This window comes from Streptomyces sp. NPDC088387, assembly GCF_044753385.1.
GTDB lineage: Bacteria > Actinomycetota > Actinomycetes > Streptomycetales > Streptomycetaceae > Streptomyces.
The window spans coordinates 24,687-48,605 of sequence record NZ_JBIVNC010000027.1; the positions used below are offsets into that span (position 1 = coordinate 24,687).

The 23,919-nt window shown below is 71.8% G+C and carries 19 protein-coding genes; 5 read left to right on the forward strand and 14 right to left on the reverse strand.

Annotated features, from left to right (window positions below; genetic code table 11):
* Positions 1-4 precede the first annotated feature (4 nt).
* A complete protein-coding gene (recA, locus tag ACIQAC_RS39925; RefSeq protein WP_402200514.1) occupies positions 5-1,150 on the reverse strand; it encodes a recombinase RecA in 1,146 nt (381 codons plus the stop codon).
* A gap of 299 nt (positions 1,151-1,449) precedes the next feature.
* On the opposite strand from recA, the gene ACIQAC_RS39930 reads away from it, so the two are divergent.
* A complete protein-coding gene (locus ACIQAC_RS39930; protein ID WP_402200515.1) occupies positions 1,450-2,178 on the forward strand; it encodes a bleomycin resistance protein in 729 nt (242 codons plus the stop codon).
* Positions 2,179-2,236: 58 nt separating this feature from the next.
* Here the strand turns inward: ACIQAC_RS39930 and ACIQAC_RS39935 are convergent, their stop codons facing one another.
* Together ACIQAC_RS39935 and ACIQAC_RS39940 are read right to left on the reverse strand one after the other, a co-directional pair.
* On the reverse strand, positions 2,237-3,484 hold the full coding sequence (locus ACIQAC_RS39935; protein ID WP_402200556.1) for an AI-2E family transporter: 1,248 nt from the start codon (positions 3,482-3,484) through the stop codon (positions 2,237-2,239).
* A 169-nt stretch (positions 3,485-3,653) separates the two neighbouring features.
* Positions 3,654-3,848, reverse strand: a complete 195-nt coding sequence (locus ACIQAC_RS39940) for a DUF3046 domain-containing protein (protein WP_402200517.1) — start codon at positions 3,846-3,848, stop codon at positions 3,654-3,656.
* Positions 3,849-3,928: 80 nt separating this feature from the next.
* On the opposite strand from ACIQAC_RS39940, the gene ACIQAC_RS39945 reads away from it, so the two are divergent.
* Positions 3,929-4,873 (forward strand): hypothetical protein, encoded by a 945-nt coding sequence (locus ACIQAC_RS39945; RefSeq protein WP_402200519.1) that lies wholly within the window; start codon positions 3,929-3,931, stop codon positions 4,871-4,873.
* A 45-nt stretch (positions 4,874-4,918) separates the two neighbouring features.
* On the opposite strand, the gene ACIQAC_RS39950 is transcribed toward ACIQAC_RS39945, so the two are convergent.
* From ACIQAC_RS39950 to ACIQAC_RS39960, 3 genes are read right to left on the reverse strand one after another with little or no spacing between them, the layout of a single operon-like run.
* Positions 4,919-5,227: an AzlD domain-containing protein gene (locus tag ACIQAC_RS39950; protein WP_402200521.1), complete on the reverse strand. Its 309-nt coding sequence runs from the start codon at positions 5,225-5,227 to the stop codon at positions 4,919-4,921.
* A complete protein-coding gene (locus tag ACIQAC_RS39955; RefSeq protein WP_402200523.1) occupies positions 5,224-6,084 on the reverse strand; it encodes an AzlC family ABC transporter permease in 861 nt (286 codons plus the stop codon). The genes ACIQAC_RS39950 and ACIQAC_RS39955 overlap by 4 nt, the downstream gene beginning before the upstream one ends.
* Positions 5,982-6,947 carry an AraC family transcriptional regulator gene (locus tag ACIQAC_RS39960; RefSeq protein ID WP_402200525.1) on the reverse strand — a complete coding sequence of 322 codons (966 nt, stop codon included), beginning with the start codon at positions 6,945-6,947 and terminating at the stop codon, positions 5,982-5,984. The genes ACIQAC_RS39955 and ACIQAC_RS39960 overlap by 103 nt, the downstream gene beginning before the upstream one ends.
* 184 nt (positions 6,948-7,131) lie before the next feature.
* On the opposite strand from ACIQAC_RS39960, the gene ACIQAC_RS39965 reads away from it, so the two are divergent.
* The 3 genes from ACIQAC_RS39965 to ACIQAC_RS39975 are packed head-to-tail and all read left to right on the forward strand — an operon-like array spanning position 7,132 to position 13,862.
* Positions 7,132-12,162: an ATP-dependent helicase gene (locus ACIQAC_RS39965; protein WP_402200527.1), complete on the forward strand. Its 5,031-nt coding sequence runs from the start codon at positions 7,132-7,134 to the stop codon at positions 12,160-12,162.
* A gap of 51 nt (positions 12,163-12,213) precedes the next feature.
* Positions 12,214-13,065 carry a DNA-formamidopyrimidine glycosylase family protein gene (locus tag ACIQAC_RS39970; protein WP_402200528.1) on the forward strand — a complete coding sequence of 284 codons (852 nt, stop codon included), beginning with the start codon at positions 12,214-12,216 and terminating at the stop codon, positions 13,063-13,065.
* Positions 13,066-13,097: 32 nt separating this feature from the next.
* A complete protein-coding gene (locus ACIQAC_RS39975) occupies positions 13,098-13,862 on the forward strand; it encodes an SDR family NAD(P)-dependent oxidoreductase (RefSeq protein WP_402200530.1) in 765 nt (254 codons plus the stop codon).
* Between the two features lie 811 nt (positions 13,863-14,673).
* Here the strand turns inward: ACIQAC_RS39975 and ACIQAC_RS39980 are convergent.
* From ACIQAC_RS39980 to ACIQAC_RS40015, 8 genes are all read right to left on the reverse strand, one after another.
* Positions 14,674-15,144 carry a Dps family protein gene (locus ACIQAC_RS39980; protein WP_402200532.1) on the reverse strand — a complete coding sequence of 157 codons (471 nt, stop codon included), beginning with the start codon at positions 15,142-15,144 and terminating at the stop codon, positions 14,674-14,676.
* Positions 15,145-15,399: 255 nt separating this feature from the next.
* Positions 15,400-15,783 carry a helix-turn-helix domain-containing protein gene (locus tag ACIQAC_RS39985; protein WP_402200534.1) on the reverse strand — a complete coding sequence of 128 codons (384 nt, stop codon included), beginning with the start codon at positions 15,781-15,783 and terminating at the stop codon, positions 15,400-15,402.
* Between the two features lie 109 nt (positions 15,784-15,892).
* Entirely contained in the window at positions 15,893-16,438 is a 546-nt protein-coding gene (locus ACIQAC_RS39990) for a CinA family protein (protein ID WP_402200536.1), read from the reverse strand.
* A complete protein-coding gene (pgsA, locus tag ACIQAC_RS39995) occupies positions 16,435-17,232 on the reverse strand; it encodes a CDP-diacylglycerol--glycerol-3-phosphate 3-phosphatidyltransferase (RefSeq protein ID WP_402200538.1) in 798 nt (265 codons plus the stop codon). The genes ACIQAC_RS39990 and pgsA overlap by 4 nt, the downstream gene beginning before the upstream one ends.
* Positions 17,229-18,701: a 30S ribosomal protein S12 methylthiotransferase RimO gene (gene rimO / locus ACIQAC_RS40000; protein ID WP_402200540.1), complete on the reverse strand. Its 1,473-nt coding sequence runs from the start codon at positions 18,699-18,701 to the stop codon at positions 17,229-17,231. Before rimO ends, pgsA begins: the two co-directional genes overlap by 4 nt.
* Before the next feature lie 160 nt (positions 18,702-18,861).
* Positions 18,862-19,701, reverse strand: a complete 840-nt coding sequence (locus ACIQAC_RS40005) for a helix-turn-helix domain-containing protein (protein ID WP_402200541.1) — start codon at positions 19,699-19,701, stop codon at positions 18,862-18,864.
* Between the two features lie 263 nt (positions 19,702-19,964).
* Positions 19,965-22,664, reverse strand: coding sequence for a DNA translocase FtsK (locus tag ACIQAC_RS40010; RefSeq protein ID WP_402200543.1), 2,700 nt, complete (start codon positions 22,662-22,664; stop codon positions 19,965-19,967).
* Between the two features lie 271 nt (positions 22,665-22,935).
* Positions 22,936-23,625 carry a two-component system response regulator gene (locus ACIQAC_RS40015; protein ID WP_402200545.1) on the reverse strand — a complete coding sequence of 230 codons (690 nt, stop codon included), beginning with the start codon at positions 23,623-23,625 and terminating at the stop codon, positions 22,936-22,938.
* Between the last annotated feature and the right edge of the window lie 294 nt (positions 23,626-23,919).

Genomic DNA, 23,919 nt, shown 5'->3' on the forward strand with positions numbered 1-23,919 from the left:
GGGATCAGCTCTTGGCCGCCGGGGCCTTGGCCTTGGCCGTCTTGGCCGCCGGTGCGGGCACCGACTTCGGGTCGGCGGCGGCCGGAGTGGCGGCGGGGGCGGAGGCGGTGACCGCGGCGGCGTCCGCGCCCGGCTCGGCGGTCGGCTCCTGAGGCCGTACGCCGACGCCCAGCTTCTCCAGGATCTTCTTCTCGATCTCGTTGGCCAGGTCGGGGTTGTCCTTCAGGAAGTTGCGCGCGTTCTCCTTGCCCTGACCGAGCTGGTCGCCCTCGTACGTGTACCAGGCGCCGGCCTTGCGGACGAAGCCGTTCTCCACGCCCATGTCGATCAGGCCGCCCTCGCGGCTGATGCCCTGGCCGTAGAGGATGTCGAACTCGGCCTGCTTGAAGGGCGGCGCGACCTTGTTCTTGACGACCTTGACGCGGGTGCGGTTGCCGACCGCGTCCGTGCCGTCCTTCAGCGTCTCGATACGACGGATGTCGAGCCGCACCGAGGCGTAGAACTTCAGCGCCCGGCCACCGGTCGTGGTCTCCGGGGAGCCGAACATCACGCCGATCTTCTCGCGGAGCTGGTTGATGAAGATCGCGGTGGTCTTGGACTGGTTGAGCGCGCTGGTGATCTTCCGCAGGGCCTGGCTCATCAGCCGGGCCTGGAGACCGACGTGGCTGTCGCCCATCTCGCCCTCGATCTCCGCGCGCGGGACGAGCGCGGCGACGGAGTCGATGACGATCAGGTCGAGCGCGCCGGAGCGGACCAGCATGTCCACGATCTCCAGCGCCTGCTCGCCGTTGTCCGGCTGGGAGAGGATCAGGTTGTCGATGTCGACACCGAGCTTCTTCGCGTACTCGGGGTCGAGGGCGTGCTCGGCGTCCACGAAGGCGACCTGGCCGCCGGCCCGCTGTGCGTTCGCCACCGCGTGCAGGGTCAGGGTCGTCTTGCCGGAGGACTCCGGTCCGTAGACCTCGACCACTCGGCCGCGCGGGAGTCCGCCGACGCCGAGGGCCACGTCGAGCGCGGTCGATCCGGTCGGGATGACCTCGATGGGCTCCATCGTCCGGTCACCCATGCGCATGACCGCGCCCTTGCCGAATTGCCGTTCAATCTGTGCGAGTGCGGCTTCGAGAGCCTTCTCGCGGTCGGTACCTGCCATGGGTTCCACCCGATTTGCTTGAGTCGATCGCTTCACGTGAAAGACGCTAACGCCTGCCACTGACAATGCGTCCCGACGTGGGTTCGGCCTGTGGATAACTCGGGTCCTTCTCCACCCAAACCCTGCCGAAATCACTGCCGTCAGCCTCGCCGACGCCTCCATAAGAATGGATGTTCGATTTTGGTGTCAAGCGCACCACGCGGCACGGGCACACCTCTCTCACAGACACTCACCCGCCACCCGTCCGCCCCCACAAATCAAATTTGATTAGTGGGCTCCGTGCGCCTACGGTCGAACCCATGGCCGAGAAGACGATCCCGATCCTCCCCTGCCCGTCCATCCCCGAACTGGTGGAGTTCTACGAGCACTTGGGCTTCGCCGTGGACCACTTGCAGACCCGTCCCAACCCGTTCGCGGCGATCAGCCTCGGCGGCATCGAGCTTCAGTTCTTCGGCCACAAGTCGGTGGTACCGGCCGAGTCCTGGTCCACCTGCTACGTCGTCACCGACCGTGTCGACGAGCTCTACGCCGCCTTCCGTGCCGCCCTGAAGGCGGCGTACGGCCGCATCCCGACCCGTGGTGTTCCGCGCATCGGCCAGCTGAAGGACACCTCGTACGGCGTGCGTCAGTTCCTGATGACCGACCCCGGCGGCAACTGCATCCGCATCGGCCAGCCGACCGGCGCGTCCCTGGAGCACGCTCCCGCGCCGAAGGAACCCTTCGCCCGCGCACTGCACAACGCCTGGCTGATCGGCGTCTCCAAGGGCGAGCCCGCGCAGGGCGCGCGCATCCTCGACCGGGCGTTGGCGAAGGAGGTCCCCGCGGGCGCGGGCGAGCACTACCGCGCTCTGGTGCTGCGCGCCGATCTCGCCGCCCAGCTCGACGACGCGGCCACCGCACGGGCCCGGCTGGCCAAGGCGGCGGCCCTCCCCCTCACCGAGGCGGAACGCGACACGCTGACGGACGAACGGGAGCGGGCGGCCGACCTGACCGCCGAGCTGGAACAGCCGTCCACGAGCGGCCCCTGACGCCTGCGTAGGGCATCTCCGAACTCACCACCGAACGCGTCCCTGGGCGCGCGGTGGATCAGTCTTCGGGCCGTTCCCTGGGGGCGTTCCCGGGGCCCTTCTCGGCTCCGGGTGTCGGCTTGTCGGCCGGCGTGTCCTGCCGCTCCCGCGCTTCCTGCGGCTGCCGCGCTTCCTGTGCTTCCTGCTGGTCCGGTGCCCGGCGGGCCCACAGCGTGCGCATGCGCGTGTAGAGGCCTGTCTGCGCGCCGCGTCTGCGGTGGCCCTGCACGCGCGGGTCGTCCGTGACGGCGTACCGCTTCACGTAGGCGCCAAGGAACGCCTGGAGGGTGGCGACCGCGGGGATGGCGATCAGCGCGCCGACGGCGCCGAGGAGCGCGGTGCCCGCGATCACCGAACCGAAGGCCACGGCGGGGTGGATGTCGACGGTCTTCGCGGTCAGCTTGGGTTGCAGCACGTAGTTCTCGAACTGCTGGTAGATGACGACGAAGACCAGCACCCACAGCGCGTACCAGGGGTCTTCGGTGAAGGCGATCAGCATCGGCAGCGCGCCCGCGAGATACGTGCCGATGGTGGGGATGAACTGCGAGACCAGGCCCACCCACACGGCGAGCACGGGCGCGTACGGCACGTCCAGTGCCTGGAGCAGGATGTAGTGGGCGATGCCGGAGATCAGCGCCATCAGACCGCGCGAGTAGATGTACCCGCCGGTCTTGTCGACGGCGATCTCCCACGCGCGCAGCACCTCGGCCTGCCGGGTCGGCGGCAGCACGGAGCAGATCGCGCGCCGCAGCCGCGGACCGTCGGCGGCGAAGTAGAACGAGAACAGGGTGATCGTCAGCAGCTGGAAGAGGCCGCCCAGCACCTGTGCGGACACGTCGAGCACGCCCGTGGCGCTGTTCTGCACGTAGTCCCGCAGCCAGTCGGAGCGCAGCAGCCCCTCCTGGACGTCCACCCGCTTGAGCTCGGTGTGGAAGTGGGCGTTGATCCAGTTGATGACCGAGTCGAGGTAGCTCGGGAAGCCCTCGACCATCTTGACGATCTGGCCGGCGAGAAGGGAGCCGAGCATGGTGACGAAGCCCGCGGCCGCGACGATCACGCCCAGGAAGACCAGGCCGGTGGCCGCTCCACGGCGCATTCCGCGCGAGGCCATCCAGCTCACCGCGGGCTCGATGGCGAGAGCCAGGAAGAACGCGATGAGGATGTTGATCAGCAGCCCGGTGAGCTGGTGGAAGGCCCAACTGCCGAGCTGGAAGACGGCGATGAGGGCGAGTGCGAGCACCATGGCGCGCGGCAGCCAGCGCGGCATGCGCCGGCTCGGCCCGGCCGGACGGTCTCCCGGGGGCCGCACGGGCGGCGTGGTGCCGAGCGGGGATGCGTGCTGGGCGGTCTGCCCGGCGTCGTCAGTGGGTGTCACGCTGCAAGTCTCGCCCACGCCACCGACAATCGGTGGCCGTCCTGCGATCTTCCGGGTCCGGTCAGCGCTTCTCCTGCGGCACGTTCATGACCAAGCAGACAACTCGCCACACGTCCTTCGCCTCCCAGCCGGAGTTCAGCGCCTCGTCCACCGTCCGTCCGCCCAGCTCCGACATCACGTGATCACGCGCGAAGGTCTCGGCGTACCCCGTCCCGAAGTACTCCGACATCCGCTCCCAGAAGACCGTCAACCGCATGAACCCAGTATCCCGCCCCTGAGAGTGGGCCCTGGCCGGGACGGCCTGCCGGCGCCGCTTTCCGCCCTACGGTCTGACGCATGGCCGAAACAGGAGCTTCCCCACTCCCTTCCACGCCCCCGGCGCGCACCCCGCTCGTCCGCGCCGGGCACTTCGTCTGGCTCACCGCGCGTGTGCTGGAGCAGCGCCTCTTCGCGTACCACTTCCTGAACGGCGACGCCGACGCCGTGGAGACCGCCCTGGACGCGTACCGCAACGCGGACGGCGGATACGGCCACGCGCTGGAGCCCGATCTGCGCGGCCCGGTCAGCCAGCCCCTGCACACCGCGCACGCGCTGCACGTCCTGGACGCCATCGGGCGGTGCGGCGGGCAGCGCGTGGAGCGCATGTGCCGCTATCTGACGGCGGTCTCCACCGCGGACGGCGCGCTGCCCGCGGTCCATCCCGGCCAGCGCGGCTATCCGACGGCCCCGTTCGTCCCGATCGTCGACGACCCGCCGAGCGCACTGCTGACGACCGGCCCCGTGGTCGGGACGCTGCACCGCAACGACGTGTGGCACGCCTGGTTGTTCCGCGCGACGGACTTCTGCTGGAAGGCGGTGGAGTCCCTGGAGCGGTCGCATCCGTACGAGGTCCACGCCGCCGTGGCCTTCCTGGACGCCGCGCCCGACCGCCCCCGCGCGGAGGCCGCCGCCGACCGGCTCGGCCGCCTCGTGCGCGAGCAGCGTCTCGCGGTGCTGGATCCGGAGCGCCCGGAGGCGTTCCCGGTCGCGCCGGGCTACGCGCCCGGCGAGCACCACTTCCCGCACGACTACGCGAAGACGTCGCACTCGCTCGCGCGCGCGTGGTTCACGGACGAGGAGATGGTCCGTTCCCTGGAGTTCCTGGCAAGCGAGCAGCGGGAGGAGGGCGACTGGCCGGTCCGTTGGCGCCGCTGGGCACCGGCACCCGCGCTGGAGGCACGCTCCATGGTGACGGTCGAGGCACTGCGCACCCTCAGGGCGTACGGCCTTCCGATCGACTGACCGCGCGGACCGTCACCCGTACGCGGCATCCGGTCCCGAGGGCCGTCACCCGCCGATCGCGCGCACCCCGGCCGTCACCAGCACGGCCGCCGCGACGACCAGCAGGAACGGCGCTCTCAGGACGAGCGCCACCGCCGCCGCGGCGAGCCCGGCCGCCCGCGCGTCGAACACCGGCGTCTGCCCGTCGGCAAAGGTCTGCTGGGCCGTGAGGGCGGCGAGCAGGGCCACGGGCAGCAGCGCCGCGAGCCGCTTCACGAGCGGCCGTTCGAGGACACCGGCCGGGACGAGGAGTCCGGCGAGTTTGACGGCGTAGCAGCCGAGCGCGGTCACACCGATCGCGAGCCAGATGTTCAACGGTCTTCCTCTCGCGAGTCACGTGCGTCGTGCGGGGTGGCATGCGGGATGTCGTGCGGCGTGTCGTCCTGGGCGGCCTCCTGTGTGGCGGCGGGTTCGGCAGTGGCGCCCCGCGCGGGCGATGTCCCGGCGCCGTCAGGTGCCCCCTTCCGGCGGCCCTCCGCCCACAGCACGACCGGCGCCGCGAGCGCCGCCACGAGGACGGGTACTCCGGCGGGCAGCACCGGCAGCAGGCCGAGCCCGAGGACGACGGCGAGCCCGGCCACGGCCCGTTCGGTGGTGCTCGTCAGCATGGGCGCGAGCAGCGCCAGGAAGACGGCAGGTCCGGCGGCGTCGAGCCCCCACGCGGCGGTGTCGCCGATGGCCTCGGCGCCGAGCGCGCCCAGCAGGGTGGTGAGGTTCCACAGCACGTAGAGGGTCAGCCCGGTCACGGTGAAGCCGATGCGGACCGCGCGCCGGGTGGGCTGGGCCAGGGCGACGGCCGTCGTCTCGTCGATGACCCACTGCGCGGCGAAGGGCCGCACCGCGCGCGGGAGGGCCAGCAACTGCGAGAGGCGCAGCCCGTAGAAGGCGTTGCGTACGCCCAGGAAGAAGGCGCCGGCCGCCGCCGTGAACGGGTTGCCGCCGGCCGCGAGCGCGCCCACGAGGGCGAACTGGGACGCGCCGGTGAACACCAGCAGACTGAGCGCGCAGGTCTGAAGCAGCGTGAGTCCGCCGCCCGCCGAGGTCACCCCGAAGGCGAACCCGGAGAGGCCTACGGCGACTCCGACCCCCAGGGCGTCCCGGACGACGGCGCTGTCGGGTTTCGCCGCCGGGTCGTCGGCTCGTATGTCCGCGGATGCTGTCTGTTCTGCCACACGTCGGACGGTAGGAGCAGACGCTGCCGCGCGTCTTGTACGTTCTTGCGCTCGCGCTGGTAGGCGCCCGGCGGTACGCCGACGATCCGCGCGAAGTGCCGGTTCAGGTGCGGCTGGTCGGTGAAGCCGACGACCGTGGCGGCCTCCGCGGGTGAGGTGCCGGCGTCCAGCAGTTGCCGCGCGCGCCGGACCCGAGCGTCGGTGAGCCACGCGTGGGGCGGCATCCCGTAGGCGTCGCGGAAGGCCCGTAGCAGCGCGAAGGGGCTGGCGCCGAGGTCCGCGGCGAGCTGCTCCAGTGTCGGCGGCCCGGCCATCCGCCCTTCCAGTACCGCACGCGCGCGTGCCGCGGTCCGCGCTCCCGCCGTGCGCACCTCGCGCTGCGGCAGCGGGCCGCCGTTCAGCCGGAGCAGCCGGGTCACGGCGACCCGCAGCAGGGTGTCGGCGGCGAGCGCGTTGCCCTCCTCGGCCGCGCGCAGCACCTGGTGGACGAGGCCGACGGCGTACGGGTCGTGCAGGACCGGACTGACGAAACCCGGCGTTCCGCGGATCGTCGTGGTCTCGGCGGCTATCTCCGCCACGACCTCCGGCGACGGGTACACCGCCCCGTACCGCCACCCTTCGGGCACGCCCGCCCGCCCGGTGTGCGAGGTGTCGGGGTTGACCAGGGCGAGGGCGCCGGCACCGGCGTACTGATCGGCCCCGCTGTGGTGGAAGATCTCCGCGCCGTCGGCGATCGCCGCGATCACGAAGTGCTCGTGGGTGTGCCGGACGAACGTCTTTTGGATATATCGGGCGCGCAGCAGGTCGACACCGGGCAGCTCCGCGTACTGCCAGTGCCGCGCCCGCTCACTCGAACCCGCCATACCCCTATTCTCCGCCACACCCACCCACCCCTCCGCCCACGCCCTCTCCCACCACACCCACCCCACGGCTTCTCGGCCCCGGCCACCCCGGCCACCCCGGCCACCCACCCGAAGGCCGGCAGCCCACACCTCGGCATCCCCCCAGCTCAGGGCCATTGTCAGTGGCGGGGTGCAGGATGGACGCATGGTCAGCTCTCACCGAGCCCTCGACGGCTTCTCACCCGCGACCCGTGGCTGGTTCACGGGTGCCTTCTCCGCGCCCACCGCGGCGCAGGCGGGCGCGTGGCAGGCCATCGGCGAGGGCTCGGACGTGCTGGTGGTCGCCCCGACCGGCTCCGGCAAGACCCTGGCCGCCTTCCTCGCCGCGCTCGACCAGCTGGCCTCCACCCCGCCCCCGGCCGACCGCAGGAAGCGCTGCCGGGTGTTGTACGTGTCACCGCTGAAGGCCCTGGCCGTCGACGTGGAGCGCAATCTGCGCAGCCCGCTGACCGGCATCCGCCAGGAGTCCGTGCGCCTGGGCCTGCCCGAGCCGGAGGTGAGCGTCGGCATCCGCTCGGGCGACACGCCGCCCGCCGAGCGCCGCGCGCTGTCCACGCGCCCGCCGGACATCCTCATCACCACCCCCGAGTCGCTGTTCCTGATGCTGACGTCGGCCACGCGCGACGCGCTGACCGGCATCGAGACGGTGATCCTCGACGAGGTGCACGCCGTGGCGGGCACCAAGCGCGGCGCGCATCTCGCGCTCTCCCTGGAGCGGCTGGACGAGCTGCTGCCGAAGCCGGCCCGCCGCATCGGCCTGTCGGCGACCGTGCGCCCGGTCGACGAGGTGGCCCGGTTCCTGTCGCCGCAGCGCAAGGTGGAGATCGTCCAGCCCGCGTCCGGCAAGGAGTTCGACCTCTCGGTCGTCGTCCCGGTCGAGGACCTGGGCGAGCTGGGCGGCTCCCCGGTCGCCGACGGTTCCGAGGGCGCGGAGCGGCCGTCCATCTGGCCGCACGTCGAGGAGCGGATCGCCGATCTCGTCCAGTCCCACCGCTCCACGATCGTCTTCGCCAACTCCCGCCGTCTCGCCGAGCGCCTCTGCAACCGGCTGAACGAGATCGCGTACGAGCGGGCCACCGGCGAGACCCTGGACGAGCACCACTCCCCGGCCGAGCTGATGGGCGGCTCGGGGGCCGCGCAGGGCGCCCCGCAGGTGATCGCGCGCGCCCACCACGGCTCGGTCTCCAAGGAGCAGCGCGCCCTGGTGGAGGAGGACCTCAAGGCGGGCCGCCTCCCCGCGGTGGTCGCCACGTCCAGTCTCGAACTCGGTATCGACATGGGCGCGGTGGACCTCGTCGTCCAGGTCGAGTCACCGCCCTCGGTGGCCTCGGGCCTCCAGCGCGTCGGCCGCGCGGGCCACCAGGTGGGCGCGGTCTCCACCGGCGTGGTCTTCCCGAAGTACCGCGGCGACCTGGTGCAGGCGGCCGTCGTCACCGAGCGGATGCGCACCGGCAGCATCGAGTCCCTCAAGGTCCCCGCCAACCCGCTGGACGTCCTCGCCCAGCAGATCGTCGCCATGACGGCCCTGGACACCTGGCAGGTCGACGACCTGCTCGCCATGGTCCGCCGCGCGGCGCCCTTCGCCTCGCTGCCCGAGTCGGCGTTCACCGCGGTCCTCGACATGTTGGCGGGCCGCTACCCGTCCGACGCGTTCGCGGAGTTGCGACCGCGCGTGGTGTGGGACCGCGTCACCGGCACGATCGACGGCCGTCCGGGCGCCCAGCGCCTCGCCGTCACCTCCGGCGGCACCATCCCCGACCGTGGTCTCTTCGGTGTCTTCCTCGCCGGGGCCGACCCGAAGAAGGGCGGCGGCCGGGTCGGCGAGCTGGACGAGGAGATGGTCTACGAGTCCCGCGTGGGGGACGTCTTCACGCTGGGCACCAGCTCGTGGCGGATTGAGGACATCACACGCGACCGCGTCCTGGTCTCCCCCGCCCCGGGCGTTCCGGGGCGGTTGCCCTTCTGGAAGGGCGACCAGCTGGGCCGCCCGCTGGAGCTGGGCCGCGCGGTGGGCGCGTTCCTGCGCGAGGTCGGCTCCCTCGGCAAGGAGGACGCCCGTCTGCGCCTGGTCGCCGCCGGCCTCGACGCCTGGGCCGCGGACAACGTCCTGTCGTACCTGGACGAGCAGCGCGAGGCCTGCGGCCACGTCCCGGACGACCGCACGATCGTCGTGGAGCGCTTCCGCGACGAGCTCGGCGACTGGCGGGTCGTGGTGCACTCCCCCTTCGGCGCCCAGGTCCACGCCCCGTGGGCCCTCGCCCTCGGCGCCCGCCTCAGCGAGCGGTACGGCATGGACGCCCAGGTCATGCACGCCGACGACGGCATCGTGCTGCGCCTGCCCGACGCCGACCTGATGGGCCTGGACCTGCTGGACCAGGAGCCCCGGAAGGCCGGCACGGAGTACGACGCCGAGCAGGCCCCCGTCGGCGCGGCGGACGTGGTCTTCGACAAGGGCGAGGTCAACCAGGTCGTCACCGACCAGGTCGGCGGTTCGGCGTTGTTCGCGTCCCGCTTCCGCGAATGCGCCGCCCGCGCGCTGCTGCTGCCCCGCCGCAACCCCGGCAAGCGCACCCCGCTCTGGCAGCAACGCCAGCGCGCCTCCCAACTCCTCCAGGTCGCCGGCGAGTTCGGCTCGTTCCCGATCGTCCTGGAGGCGGTCCGCGAGTGCCTCCAGGACGTCTTCGACGTCCCTGGGCTCGTCGAGCTGATGGGCGACCTGGAAGCCCGCAAGGTGCGCCTCGTGGAGGTCACCACCCCCGAGCCGTCCCCCTTCGCCCGCTCCCTCCTCTTCGGCTACGTCGCCCAGTTCCTGTACGAGGGGGACTCGCCGCTCGCCGAGCGCCGCGCCGCCGCCCTGTCCCTGGACTCGCGCCTGCTGGCGGAGCTGCTCGGCCAGGCGGAGCTGCGCGAGCTGCTCGACGCGGACGTGCTGACCGAGCTGGAGCGCGAGCTCCAGTGGCTCACCGAGGACCGTCGCACCAAGGACGCCGAGGGTGTGGCCGACCTGCTGCGGATGCTCGGACCGCTCACCGACGCCGAGCTGGCCGAGCGGGGCGCCGCACCGCAGTGGGCGGTGGACCTGGCGGGCGCCCGTCGCGCCATCAGGGTCCGGATCGGCGGCGCCGACCACTGGGCGGCCATCGAGGACGCGGGCCGCCTGCGCGACGCCCTCGGCACCGCACTCCCGGTCGGCGTCCCGGAGGCCTTCACCGAGCCCGTGAAGGACCCCCTCGGTGACCTCCTCGCGCGCTTCGCCCGTACCCACGGCCCGTTCACGTCGGCCACGGCCGCCGCCAGGTTCGGCCTCGGCGTCGCGGTCACCGAGGGCGCCCTCCAGCGGCTGGCGGCGTCCGGCCGCGTCGTCCAGGGCGAGTTCCATCCCGCGGGCATCGGACAGGAGTGGTGCGACGCCACGGTGCTGCGTAGGCTGCGCCGCCGTTCGCTGGCCGCGCTGCGGCACGAGCTGGAGCCGGTTCCACCGGCGGCGCTCGCACAGTTCCTGCCGCAGTGGCAGCACATCGGCAAGGGGCACGCCCTGCGCGGGACCGACGGTCTGGTCCGCGCGGTCGAGCAGTTGCAGGGCGCCTCCGTGCCCGCCTCGGCGCTGGAGAAGCTGGTCCTGCCGTCCCGCGTCACGAACTACGCGCCCGCCATGCTCGACGAGCTGACGGCGGCCGGGGAGATCGTCTGGGCGGGGGCGGGCTCCCTGCCCGGCAAGGACGGCTGGGTCTCCCTCTACCTCGCGGACGCGGCCCCCCTGCTCCTGCCCGACCCCCACCCCCTGGAGCCGACCGCACTCCACGAGTCCGTCCTGACCACCCTCTCCGGCGGCTACGGCCTGTTCTTCCGCCAGATCGCCGACCAGGTCCGCGCCACCACCCACCCCGACGCGACCGACCCCCAACTGGCCGACGCCCTCTGGGAGCTGGCCTGGTCCGGCCGGCTGACCAACGACACGCTGACCCCGATGCGTTCCCTCCTGGGCTCGGGCCGCACCGCCGGCTCCACCGCCCACCGGGCCAAACGCGCGGCGCCGCGCGGTCGCTACGGTTCGCTGACGGCCGCCGCGCGCCCCGCGTCCCGCAGCGGCCCCCCGACCGTCGCCGGCCGCTGGTCCCTCCTCCCCGCCGCCGAGCCGGACCCCACGGTCCGCGCCCACGCCCTGGCCCGCACCCTTCTCGACCGGCACGGCGTGGTGACCCGGGGTGCCGTCGCGGCCGAAGGGGTGGAGGGCGGTTTCTCTGCGGTGTACCGCATCCTGACCGCCTTCGAGGACAGCGGTCAGGCCCGGCGCGGTTATGTGGTCGAGGGCCTGGGCGCCGCGCAGTTCGCCATGGACGGCGCCGTGGACCGCCTCCGCGCGGCGGCCAACGCCCGGGACAGAGGCGAGACACTCACACCCCCGTCCCATGGAAACGGCCTGCCCTACGACACAGGTCAAGGCGGCCTCCCGCACGACACCGGGCAGGCCCGGGACAGCACACCGAACGGCCCCCACGCCCACGACGGGACCGACCCGAACGGCCCGCGCCTCCCGGACGACTGGGAGAACTCCTTCGACACCGGTACGGGCTCCGGCACCAACACGGGCTTCGCCCCAGGCGCCGACTTCCCCCCGTCCGCCACACCGGACTTCGCCACGCCGGACTTCGCCACACCGGACTTCCCCGGCTTCCGCCCCGCCCCCGACGACTACATCTCACCGCGCGACTACCCCCGCCAGGACCTCACCCCCTGGCAGAGCGGCTCTAGGGCGCCGTACGCACACGGCCGCCGAACACCCGCGTCCCGGGCCGTGGTCCTGGCCGCCGCCGACCCCGCCAACGCCTACGGCGCCGCACTGCCCTGGCCCGAGCCCCCGACGGGCGCCGGACACAAGCCCGGCCGCAAGGCGGGCTCGCTCGTCGTCCTGGTCGACGGCGAACTGACGCTCTACATGGAGCGCGGCGGCAAGACCCTGCTCGCCTGGCCCTCGGACCCCGGCGCCACACCCACCGAGGACCCCCGGCTGCACGAAGCGGCCGAAGCCCTCGCCGGCGCCGCCCGCGTGGGCTCCCTCGGCACAGTCACGGTCGAGCGGGTCAACGGCACCGCGGCCCTGACGTCCCCCTTCGGCGCTCTCCTGGAGGCAGCGGGCTTCATCGCCACCCCCCGCGGCCTGCGCCTGCGCGCATGACCCCGCCCACTCGGCCCGTGCCCGCCCCCGCCCCCGTGCCACCCTTGACCCATGCCTGAAGGTGACACGGTCTGGCAGGTGACGCGGCGACTGCACGCGGCGCTGGCCGACCGCGTCCTGACCCGTTCCGACCTCCGCGTGCCGAAGTACGCCACGGCCGACCTCACCGGCCGCAGGGTCCTGGACGTCACCCCGCGCGGCAAGCACCTGCTGACCCGGATCGAAGGCGGCCTGACCCTCCACTCGCACCTGAGAATGGACGGCGCCTGGAAGGTGTTCGCCCACGACCAGCGCTGGAGCGGCGGCCCCACCCACCAGATCCGCGTGATCCTCGGCACCGAGGACCAGACGGCCGTCGGCTACCGCCTCCCCGTACTCGACCTCATCCGCACCACCGACGAGGACCGCGCGGTCGGACACCTCGGCCCCGACCTCCTCGGCCCGGACTGGAGCGCGGACCGCGCCCTCGCCAACCTCCTCACGGACCCCACCCGCGCACTCGGCGAGGCCCTCCTCGACCAGCGCAATCTCGCCGGCATCGGCAACGTCTACAAAAGCGAGCTGTGCTTCCTGCTCGGCGCCACCCCCTGGCTGCCCGTCGGCGCCCTCCCCACCGAGCGCGCCGCGCACCTCCCGGCCCTCGCCAAGAGGCTCCTCGAAGCCAACCGCGACCGCCCGGTCCGCAACACCACCGGCCGCCGCGGCCAGGACCTCTTCGTCTACGGCCGCGCCCACCGCCCGTGCCTGCGCTGCGGCACACCGGTCCGAGTGGCCGACCAGGGCGACGGTTCGCGCGAGCGCCCCACCTACTGGTGCCCCGGATGCCAGCGGGGCCCGGCCCCGGCACCAGGCTCCCCCGCAACCCGCAGAACCCGCTCCCGCCCGTCCCGCCGCACCAATTGACGACCCGTCAGAAACGCTCGTACGGTCCTCCTATGGCCGTGAAGGCGTACGACCTCACCGGACGCACCGCATTCGTCACCGGCGCCGCGAGCGGCATCGGCCGCGCCTCGGCCGTCCTGCTCGCCGAAGCCGGCGCGACCGTGCACTGCGCGGACCTCGACGCGCCGGGCCTTCACGAGACGGCGACCACGATCAAGGCCAGGGGCGGCACCGCCCACACCCACCACCTCGACATCACCGACGCCGCCCGGCTCAAGGAGGCCGTCGCCTCCTGCGGAACGCTGCACGTCATGGCCGCGATCGCCGGGATCATGCACAGCAGCCCGGTCCTCGACACCCGGGACGAGGACCTCGACCGGGTGTTCGACGTCAACTTCAAGGGTGTACTCCACGCCTGTCAGGAGGCGGCCCGCCTGATGCTCGCCCGGAACACCCCGGGCTCCATCGTCACCATGGCCTCGGGCGCCGTGGACACCGGCGGCCCCGGCCTGCTCTGCTACGGCGCGGCCAAGGCGGCGGTCGTGCAGCTGACGAAGACCCTCGCGACCGAGGTCGGCCGCCACGGTATCCGCGTCAACGCGGTCGCGCCGGGCTGGATCCGCACACCCATGACCGACCACCACGACACCGGGGCCCAGACGCACACGGAGGACCTCATGGCCCGCAAGTCCCCCCTGCGCCGCGTCGGCGAACCGGAGGACGTGGCCCAAGCCGTCCTCTACCTGGCCTCCGACGCGTCAGCCTTCACCACAGGCCAAATCCTCCGCCCCAACGGCGGAGTATCCATGCCCTGGTAAACCCCAGGCAGCCACCCGACCCTCCCACCCTCGCACGCACGCAGCTGCGGGCAATCGTGCCGCAGGGCGGCACGGGTGGGCGCAGCGGCACCCCGCACACGCCGGGTCGCGCAACCCCCCGCCCCCAGCCCCCAGCCCCCAGCCCCCAGCCCCCACGCCGGGCACGCACCAGAGAGAACGCCCCCTCACCCCCGTAGCAACGCCCCACCCCGAGTCACACCAACGCTCACTCCCGCCCCGGCGGCCGCCTCCCACCCCGCCCCGCCCGACGCCGCCCCCAAGCCCGCCCCACACCCACCCGCCCGAACCCCTTGGAAACTCCCCCGGACGCCCCGCCGGACCCGGCACCGACCCAGCCCCCGGCGTCGACACCGCCCCCGGCACCGACACCGCCCGCATCCCCCACCTCCAAAGCCCCCGCAGGAGCCCCCCTCCCCCGCCAAGCCGCCACCCACCGCCCAGCCCCCAGCGCCCCCACCGCCCGAGCCTTGGGCACACAGTGCACCGGCAGCAGGCTCAGCCCCCACCCACCGGCCGCGACCGCACCCTCCACCGCCCCCGCGTCCGGCGCCACGGCGAGCCGGAGGACGGCCCACCACCAGACAGCCCCGAGCCCCAGCGCGGCCCCCCAGCGCAGTATTCGCCCCGCCATGGCAGCCTCCTCCGGCCCGACGCTAGGACGCCCCCGCCACAGGCAGGGAGGGCGCACCAGCGGCACACAGGCGCAAACCCAGGCCACTCAGAGCCTCAACCGGCACAGCCCCGGACGCGGAGTTCCGCATACCTCCGTCCGGGACCGCCGGAGAGGACGTCAGACGTTCTCGGCGGCGAACATCCAGCGATGCTTCTCGAGGTCCGCCGACACGGTGATGAAGATGTCCTGGGTGACGGGGTCCGGTTCCGCCGTCGCGTTGACGCGCTCCCGCATCCGGGTGATCACCGCGCCCAGCGCGTCCACCAGCACGCGCACGGCGTCGTTGTCCTTCACCCAGCCGTCGTCCACCGTCCCGATCCCGCTGCCGGCGGCGACGGTGGCCGCGCGCCCGTCCGGGGAGACGCCCAGCGCGGAGGCCCGCTCGGCGACCGTGTCGGAGTGTGCGCGTGCGCTGACCACCACGTCGTCGAGCTGGAGGTGCACGGACCGGAAGCGGGGACCGACGACGTTCCAGTGGACCTGCTTCGCGACGAGCGACAGGTCCACGAGGTCCACCAGGGCCCCCTGGAGCGCCTCGCCCACGATCTTCAGGTCCTCGTCGGGCAGCGAGCTCTTCACGACGTTCATCACACCTCCGTTGACCGCCCCGAGCAGTTCCCCTCCACGATGACCGCAACGCCGAATACCGGCAAACGGACCAAAAAGGGACGCCATCTCGGCGCAGGAGGATCCCAGGCTCGATGCGAAAGCACGCCCCGGCTTGGCACAGGAGGCCCCCCGGGCGCGCAAAAGCCCCAGCCCAACTCCCCCGGGGATCTTCCCGGAGAAGCCCCGGCCGGGGCTTCACACTCGCGTCGGTTCAGCGACCCACGCGGGTGAACGTCACGCGGCGACCACGTCCACCGCTTCGGCGGGCGCCTTGATGGTCACCCGCTCCGGTGGCACACCGGCCACCGATACGGAACCCAGCATCGGACGACGTACTGGCGTGGGTACTGGCTGGCTGGGGGTGGCAGCAGCGGACTGGGCCAGCTCCGCGAGGGCGAGCTCGTCGCTCACTTCCCGCATGAGCTCGGACATCCGTACGTCCAGCGCGTCGCAGATCGCGGAGAGCAGCTCGGAGGAAGCCTCCTTCTGCCCCCGCTCCACCTCGGAGAGATAGCCGAGTGAGACTCGGGCGGACGAGGAGACTTCGCGCAGAGTACGGCCCTGGCGCTGGCGCTGCCGACGCAGCACGTCACCCAGCAGGCGACGGAGCAGAATCATCGGTGGCTCCCTCCTCGGACCGCGTAGCCGCATCCTTCACGCCCCACCGTACCGCCTTGCGCCGCGGCCGTGCGGGGAGCGATGTCGTGTTCACTCAGGGCTGCAAACATCAAAACCCCCCGTTCTGTTCCGTATCCTGTGCCCGCTCATTCCCGGTCTGTTCGCCCGCGAGCTCCCTCAGGAGCAGTGCGAGTACGCTCCGTACACTCTCCATACGGATTTCCTCGCGGCTGCCGTTCAACCGCAGGGCCTGTACTTTTCCGCCACCGGCAGAATAGAAATCCGCTGTGAGCGGGCCGTCGACGGCGACGAAAACGGTGCCGACGGACTGTCCGTCCTGCGGTTCCGGGCCGGCGACTCCGGTGGTCGCGATGCCCCAGTCGGCGCCGAGCACCCTCCGCACTCCGGCAGCCATCTGGGCCGCCACCTGCGGATCCACCGCTCCTCGCGCCGCGAGAAGCGCCGCGTCGACGCCGAGCACCTCGTGCTTGAGCGCGGTCGCGTACGCGGTCACCGAGCCCCGGAAGGCCTTGGACGCTCCGGGCACCGCGGTGATCTCCGCCGCCACCAGTCCACCAGTGAGCGACTCGGCGACGGCGAGGGTCTCGCCCCTCACTGTCAGTAGTCGCACCACGTCGGCGGCCCCGGGACTCACGCGTCCGTCTCCTCCAACGCGGCCCTGCGCTCGGCGATTCCCTGCCTGCGCAGCACAATGGCCTGTCGTACATAGTCGAGACCGGTCACCACGGTCAGGACGACCGCGGCGGCCATGACCCACCAGCGCAGGGTGGCGAGCCACCCCGTGAGCGCCAGGACATACATCCCGACGGCCACACCCTGGGTGAGGGTCTTGAGCTTGCCGCCCCGGCTGGCCGGGATGACGCCGTACCGAATGACCAGAAAACGAAGCAGAGTGATGCCGAGTTCCCGGCCGAGGATGACCACCGTCACCCACCACGGCAGGTCGCCGAGGGCCGAGAGACAGATCAGCGCCGCCCCCATGATCGCCTTGTCGGCGATGGGGTCGGCGATCTTCCCGAAGTCGGTGACGAGGTTGTACGTACGGGCCAGATGGCCGTCGAACAGGTCCGTGATCATGGCGACGGCGAAGGCCGCCCACGCAAACGCGCGCCAGGCGGGGTCGTAGCCGCCGTCGGCGAGCATCAGCGCGACGAACCCGGGCACCAGGACGAGCCGCAGCATGGTCAGCAGGTTCGCGATGTTCCACACGCTGGCCTGGTCGACCGCGGCCGCGGCGATCTTCACCGCGCGGGGCGGCCTGGTGCCCGGCTCACCGCCGGACGTACCGGTCGACCGCCGCGCGGCAAGGCCGCCGGACACGGCGGGCGCACCGCCGGACACGCCCGCGGAGACACCGCCACCCACGCCGCCCGGCGCACCGTTCGCCGGGGAGGAGCCGCCCGCGGCCGATGCCGGGACTCCCGTCATCTGCCCGCCTCCTCACTGCGTGCCGACGAGCCGTGCAGGGGCTCGGCCACCAGGTCGACACCCTCCGTACCGACCACCTTCGCCTCGACCATACGACCGACTCTCAGCCCGGCGCCGCTCGTGAGCAGCACTTGGCCGTCCGTCTCGGGTGCCTGGTGCTCGCCGCGGCCGTGGACACCCTCCTCGGGGTCGACGGACTCGACCAGCACGTGCACGGTCTCCCCGAGGCGCTCCTCGGCCCGCTGCGAGACCAGCTCCTCGGCGAGCCGGGAGACCCGGGCCAGGCGGTCGGCGACGACGTCCACGTCGAGCTTGTGGTCGTAGGTCGCCGCCTCGGTGCCGTCCTCGTCGGAGTAGCCGAAGACGCCGATGGCGTCGAGCCGCGCGTGGTTGAGGAACCGCTCCAGCTCGGCGAGGTCGGCCTCGCTCTCGCCGGGGAAGCCGACGATGAAGTTGGAGCGCACGCCGGCCTGGGGCGCCTTGCTCCGGATGGTGTCGAGCAGCTCCAGGAAGCGGTCGGTGTCGCCGAAGCGGCGCATCGCGCGCAGCACGTCGGGCGCGGAGTGCTGGAAGGACAGGTCGAAGTAGGGCGCGACCTTCGGTGTGGACGTGAGCACGTCGATGAGGCCGGGGCGCATCTCGGCCGGCTGGAGGTAGCTGACGCGGACCCGCTCGATGCCGTCCACGTCGGCCAGCTCGGGCAGCAGCGACTCGAGCAGCCGGATGTCGCCGAGGTCCTTGCCGTAGGACGTGTTGTTCTCGGAGACCAGCATGATCTCCTTCACGCCCTGCTCGGCCAGCCAGCGTGTCTCGTTCAGCACGTCGCTGGGGCGGCGCGAGATGAAGGAGCCGCGGAAGGACGGGATGGCGCAGAAGGAGCAGCGCCGGTCGCAGCCCGAGGCGAGCTTGACCGAGGCGACCGGGGCGCCGTCGAGTCTGCGGCGCAGGGGCGCGCGGGGGCCGGACTGCGGGGCGAGGCCTTCGGGGAGGTCGGTCGGCGCGCCGTGGCCGGGCAGCGCCACGTCCGTGGCCGACTGGCGCTCGGCCGGGCTGATGGGCAGCAGCTTGCGCCGGTCGCGCGGGGTGTGGGCGGCGTGGACGCCACCGGCGAGGATGGTCTGGAGACGGTCGGAGATGTCCGAGTAGTCGTCGAAGCCGAGCACGCCGTCCGCCTCGGGGAGGGCCTCGGCGAGTTCCTTGCCGTACCGCTCGGCCATGCAGCCCACGGCCACGACGGCCTGGGTCCTGCCGTGGCCCTTCAGGTCGTTGGCCTCCAGGAGGGCGTCGACCGAGTCCTTCTTGGCGGCGTCGACGAATCCGCACGTGTTGACCACGGCGACATCGGCGTCCTCGGCGTCGTCCACGAGCTGCCAGCCGTCCGCCTCCAGACGACCCGCGAGCTCTTCGGAGTCCACCTCGTTGCGGGCGCAGCCAAGCGTGACGAGTGCGACGGTACGGCGTTCAGGCATGGGCTCAAGACTACTTCGTCCCACTGACACCCCACGTCGACGGGGTTGGCCCGTCTTGGCCAACCCCGCCCTGTGACAACGTCCACCACCACGCGCGCGTGCGAGGGGTCACCCGCGCGGTGACGGGCAACGACCCACTGCCGTCACCCGCACACCCCGCTCATCCCTCCTGCGGGTCGCCCTTCGTGTACGTGAGCCGCTCCACGGCCCCCGGCTGCCAGTCGTCGTCGATCTTCTTGCCGTTGACGTAGAGCTGGATGGCGCCAGCGTCACCGAGCACCAGGTTGATCTTGGAGCTGTCCTGGAAGGTCTTGGACTCGCCCTGCTTGAGGAGTCCGTCGAAGAGCAGCCGGCCGTTGTGGTCCTTGGCGGAGATCCAGCTGCGTCCGTCGGTGGCGCTGACCTGGACGGTCACCTTGTCCTGCGGCGCCGCCGCGATGGCGCTCTCGGTGGGGTCGGGCTTGGGGTCGGTGGGCTTGCCGGTCCCGGCGGACGGCGCGGAGGACTTGTCGGCCGAGGGCGTCGAACCCTCGGCGACCTGGTCCTTCGAGCCGCTGTCGGTCTCACCCTTGAACATGGTGAACCCGACGAAGCCGATCACCGCGACGATCGCGGCGACCATCGCCGCGGTCCAGTTCGGCCCCCGCCGCTCCGGACGGATGCGTTCCGCCTCGAACAGCGGGGCCGCCGGCGTCGGGGCCGGCCGCCCGCCGTGCTCGGCGTCGTACTGGTCGAGCAGCGGGCCGGGATCGAGGTGCACGGCCTTGGCCAGGGTCCTGATGTGACCGCGGGCGTAGACGTCACCGCCGCAGGGCGCGAAGTTGTCCGCCTCGATCGCGTGCACGATGGCGATACGGACCCGGGTGGCGGTACTGACGTCGTCGACGGTCAGCCCGGCCGCGATACGGGCCTGCTGGAGCACACGGCCGATCGGGGGACGGGCTTCCTCGGTCACGTCTTCGAACGGACGCTCGTCTTCAGGGGAGTTGCCGATGGACACGGGGGCGCCTTTCGAGCGTGTAGCCGCCTGTGCTAGGGGTTCAGTCTAGGGGGGTAGCGAAAGGGTGGGGCAACCGGGCGGTGGGACTTTGTACGCCATCGGAATGGCCCGTCATCCCGATGGTGGGACAGCTGCGTTTCGCTTCCCTCAACTTGACGTACGCCGTGGGGAAACGGTTGCTCAATGATCCCTTACGGGTGAGTCACGATCGAACGCCCACCCCGGACACGAACCGGTCACGAGGGTTCGCCGAACCCCGTGCCCTACCCTTCAGACTCCCCGCGGATCACCGCGAGCACTCCGTCCAGCTCGTCAGGTTTCACAAGAACATCACGAGCCTTGGATCCCTCGCTCGGTCCCACGATGTTCCGGGACTCCATCAGATCCATCAGCCGGCCCGCCTTGGCGAAGCCGACGCGCAGCTTGCGCTGGAGCATGGACGTCGAACCGAACTGGGTGGAGACCACCAGCTCGGCCGCCTGGCACAGCAGGTCCAGGTCGTCGCCGATGTCCTCGTCGATCTCCTTCTTCTGCTTGGTGCCCACGGTGACGTCGTCCCGGAAGACGGGCGCCATCTGGTCCTTGCAGTGCTGGACGACCGCCGCGATCTCGTCCTCGGTGACAAAGGCGCCCTGCATACGGGTGGGCTTGTTCTGACCCATCGGCAGATACAGCCCGTCACCCTTTCCGATCAGCTTCTCGGCGCCGGGCTGGTCGAGGATGACCCGGCTGTCGGCGAGCGAGGAGGTGGCGAAGGCCAGCCTGGAGGGGACGTTCGCCTTGATCAGACCGGTGACGACGTCGACCGAGGGCCGCTGTGTGGCGAGCACGAGGTGGATGCCCGCCGCGCGGGCGAGCTGCGTGATGCGCACGATGGAGTCCTCGACGTCCCTCGGCGCGACCATCATGAGGTCGGCGAGCTCGTCGACGATCACCAGGAGATACGGATAGGTCTTGAGCTCCCGCTCGCTGCCCTCCGGCGTCTTCAGCTTGCCGTCGCGGATCGCCTGGTTGAAGTCGTCGATGTGCCGGTACCCGAACGCCGCCAGGTCGTCGTAGCGCAGGTCCATCTCGCGTACGACCCACTGGAGGGCCTCGGCGGCCCGCTTCGGGTTGGTGATGATCGGCGTGATCAGGTGCGGGATGCCCTCGTAGGCCGTCAGCTCGACGCGCTTGGGGTCGACGAGGACCATCCGGACGTCCTCGGGCGTCGCGCGGCACATGATCGAGGTGATCAGGCAGTTGATGCAGGACGACTTGCCCGAGCCGGTGGCGCCGGCCACGAGGATGTGCGGCATCTTCGCCATGTTCGCCATGACGTAGCCGCCCTCGACGTCCTTGCCGAGCGCGACGAGCATCGGGTGGTCGTCCTCGGCCGCGTCGGCGAGCCGCAGCACGTCACCGACGTTGACCATCTCGCGGTCGGTGTTCGGGATCTCGATGCCGACGGCCGACTTGCCGGGGATCGGGCTGATGATCCGTACGTCGGGGCTGGCGACGGCGTAGGCGATGTTCTTGGTGAGCGCGGTGATCCGCTCGACCTTCACGGCGGGGCCCAGCTCGACCTCGTAGCGCGTGACCGTCGGCCCGCGCGTGAAGCCGGTCACGGCCGCGTCCACCTTGAACTCGGAGAACACGTTGGTGAGCGAGGCGACGACGGCGTCGTTGGCCGCGCTGCGCGCCTTGCCCGGTCCACCGCGCGTGAGGAGGTCCAGGGACGGCAGGGAGTAGGTGATGTCGCCGGACAGCTGGAGCTGCTCCGCGCGTGGCGGCAGATCGCGCAGTTCCTCCGGCGGCGCCTTGGTGAGGTCGCGGACGTCCGCCTTGAGCTTCTCCTGCTTCGGGCGGGCGGCCGGCACGGGTGTCGGCGTCGGCGTGGTCTCCGCGCGGTCGCCCACACTCACGCCCTGGGTGAGGTCGGCGACCAGGGCCGAGGGGGGCATGCCGTGCATGACCGCCCCGTCCAGATCCGCGGCGGCCGCCGCGGCGAAGTCCACGGCGTCCATCTGACGGTCCATCGCCGGCTGCGGCACGGCGGAGCGCCTCGGGCGGCTGCGGCGCCGTGAGAGGGCCTCCTGCTCGGCGTCCTCGGGGTCATATGCCTCGGGCGCCGGTCCGCCGCGCTTGCGGCCGCGCGCGGGCAGTGCCTCGCGCCACTGTTCGTCGTAGCGCTCCTCGTCGTCGGCGAACTCGTCGCGCTCGGAGTCGTGGACGAGCCCGAGCCGTACACCCAGCTGCCGCAGCCGCTGCGGGATCGCGTTGACCGGCGTGGCCGTGACGACGAGCAGCCCGAAGACGGTGAGCAGCACCAGCAGCGGTACGGCGAGGACGTCCGTCATCGTGTACGACAGCGGAGTCGCCGCGGACCAGCCGATCAGTCCGCCCGCGTCCCGTATGGCCTGCATGCCGTCGCTGCGTGCGGGCGAGCCGCAGGCGATGTGGACCTGGCCGAGCACCCCGATGACGAGCGCGGACAGGCCGATGACGATCCGGCCGTTGGCCTCGGGCTTTTCGGGGTGGCGGATGAAGCGCACGGCGACGAGCGCGAGCAGTATCGGCACTAGAAGGTCGAGCCGGCCGAAGGCCCCGGTCACCAGCATCTCGACCAGATCGCCGACCGGTCCGCGCAGATTGGACCAGGTGCCCGCGGCGACGATCAGCGCGAGTGCCAGCAGCAGCAGGGCGACGCCGTCCTTGCGGTGTGCCGGGTCGAGGTTCTTGGCTCCCTGCCCTATGCCGCGGAACACCGCGCCGACGGCATGCGCGAGCCCGAGCCAGACGGCGCGCACCAGTCGGTACACGCCCCCGGTGGGACTGGGCGCCGGCTTGGGCGCGGGCTTCTTCGCCGCGGCCTTGCGCGCGGGCGCCTTCTTGGCGGGTGCTTTCTTCGCAGCGGCCTTCTTCGCCGGAGCCGCCGCCTTCTTCGCGGGCTGCTTCTTGGCTGCGGAGGGACGTGAGGCCATGGGTGTGAGGTTACCGGTGGAGACGGCAGTGAACACGCGTGCCTACGTCTTCACCCATTCGTGTCGCCATTTTGTGGGCGGAATACTGACGCGACTTCACCTGTCCGTAGCTGCGGGCAGTCGTGCCGCCGGGGCGATGGGGGTCCCCCGCTCAAGCGAAGCCGAGAGTGGGGGAGGCTGGGCGCGGCGGCACTCGTTCGCGCCGGGCCGCGCAACGCCCCAGACCAGCACAACAACGCGGGGCGCGGACCCAACCCGCCCCGCGCGAAGCTCAGTTCTGCGAGGGCACCGACGCGGCCCCGCCGGCGCCCGGCTCCAGCGCGTCCAACGCCCGCCGCAAGCCCGTCAACTTCCGCTCCAGATGCGCCGCGGTGGCCACCGCGGCCGCGTCCGCGGACTCGTCGTCGAGCTGCTTCGACAACGCCTCGGCCTGCTCCTCGACCGCGGCGAGCCGCGCGGACAGCTCCGCGAGCAGTCCGGCCGACTCCTTGCCGTTCCCCGTACCGACCCCGCTCTTGCCGCCGCCGCCCTCCAACTGGAGCCGCAGCAGCGCCGCCTGCTCTCTCAGCTGGCAGTTCTTCATGTACAGCTCGACGAAGACGGAGACCTTCGCGCGCAGCACCCACGGGTCGAACGGCTTGGAGATGTAGTCGACCGCACCCGCCGCGTACCCGCGGAAGGTGTGGTGCGGTCCGTGGTTGATCGCGGTGAGGAAGATGATCGGGATGTCCCGGGTCCGCTCCCGCCGCTTGATGTGGGCGGCGGTCTCGAAACCGTCCATGCCCGGCATCTGGACATCCAGCAGAATGACCGCGAAATCGTCCGTGAGCAGTGCCTTGAGCGCTTCCTCCCCGGACGATGCCCGAACCAGCGTCTGATCGAGCGCCGAGAGGATCGCCTCCAGCGCCAGCAGATTCTCCGGCCGGTCATCGACCAGGAGGATCTTGGCCTTCTGCACCATGGCCCGCCCTCCTCGCCCCGGCATGGGGCCACCCCTGTCCGCAGGACTTGGGGAAGCACCGGTCGGAACCACCCCACGGGACGACTCCGTTTCGTCGCCCGTCCTCGTGCCGGTCATCGTAGCCGCACCCCGCCCGTCGCCACACCCTGTCACCGTGATGTCACTGTGCACGTAGCAGAAACGCAGCGGGAGACCAGAAGGTTCCCCGAATCGCGTACGTCCACACGGCGCCGACCACACTGAGTCAGCAACTCCGCGTGAACACTCACCGTTCCCGCGCCACGTGCACACATT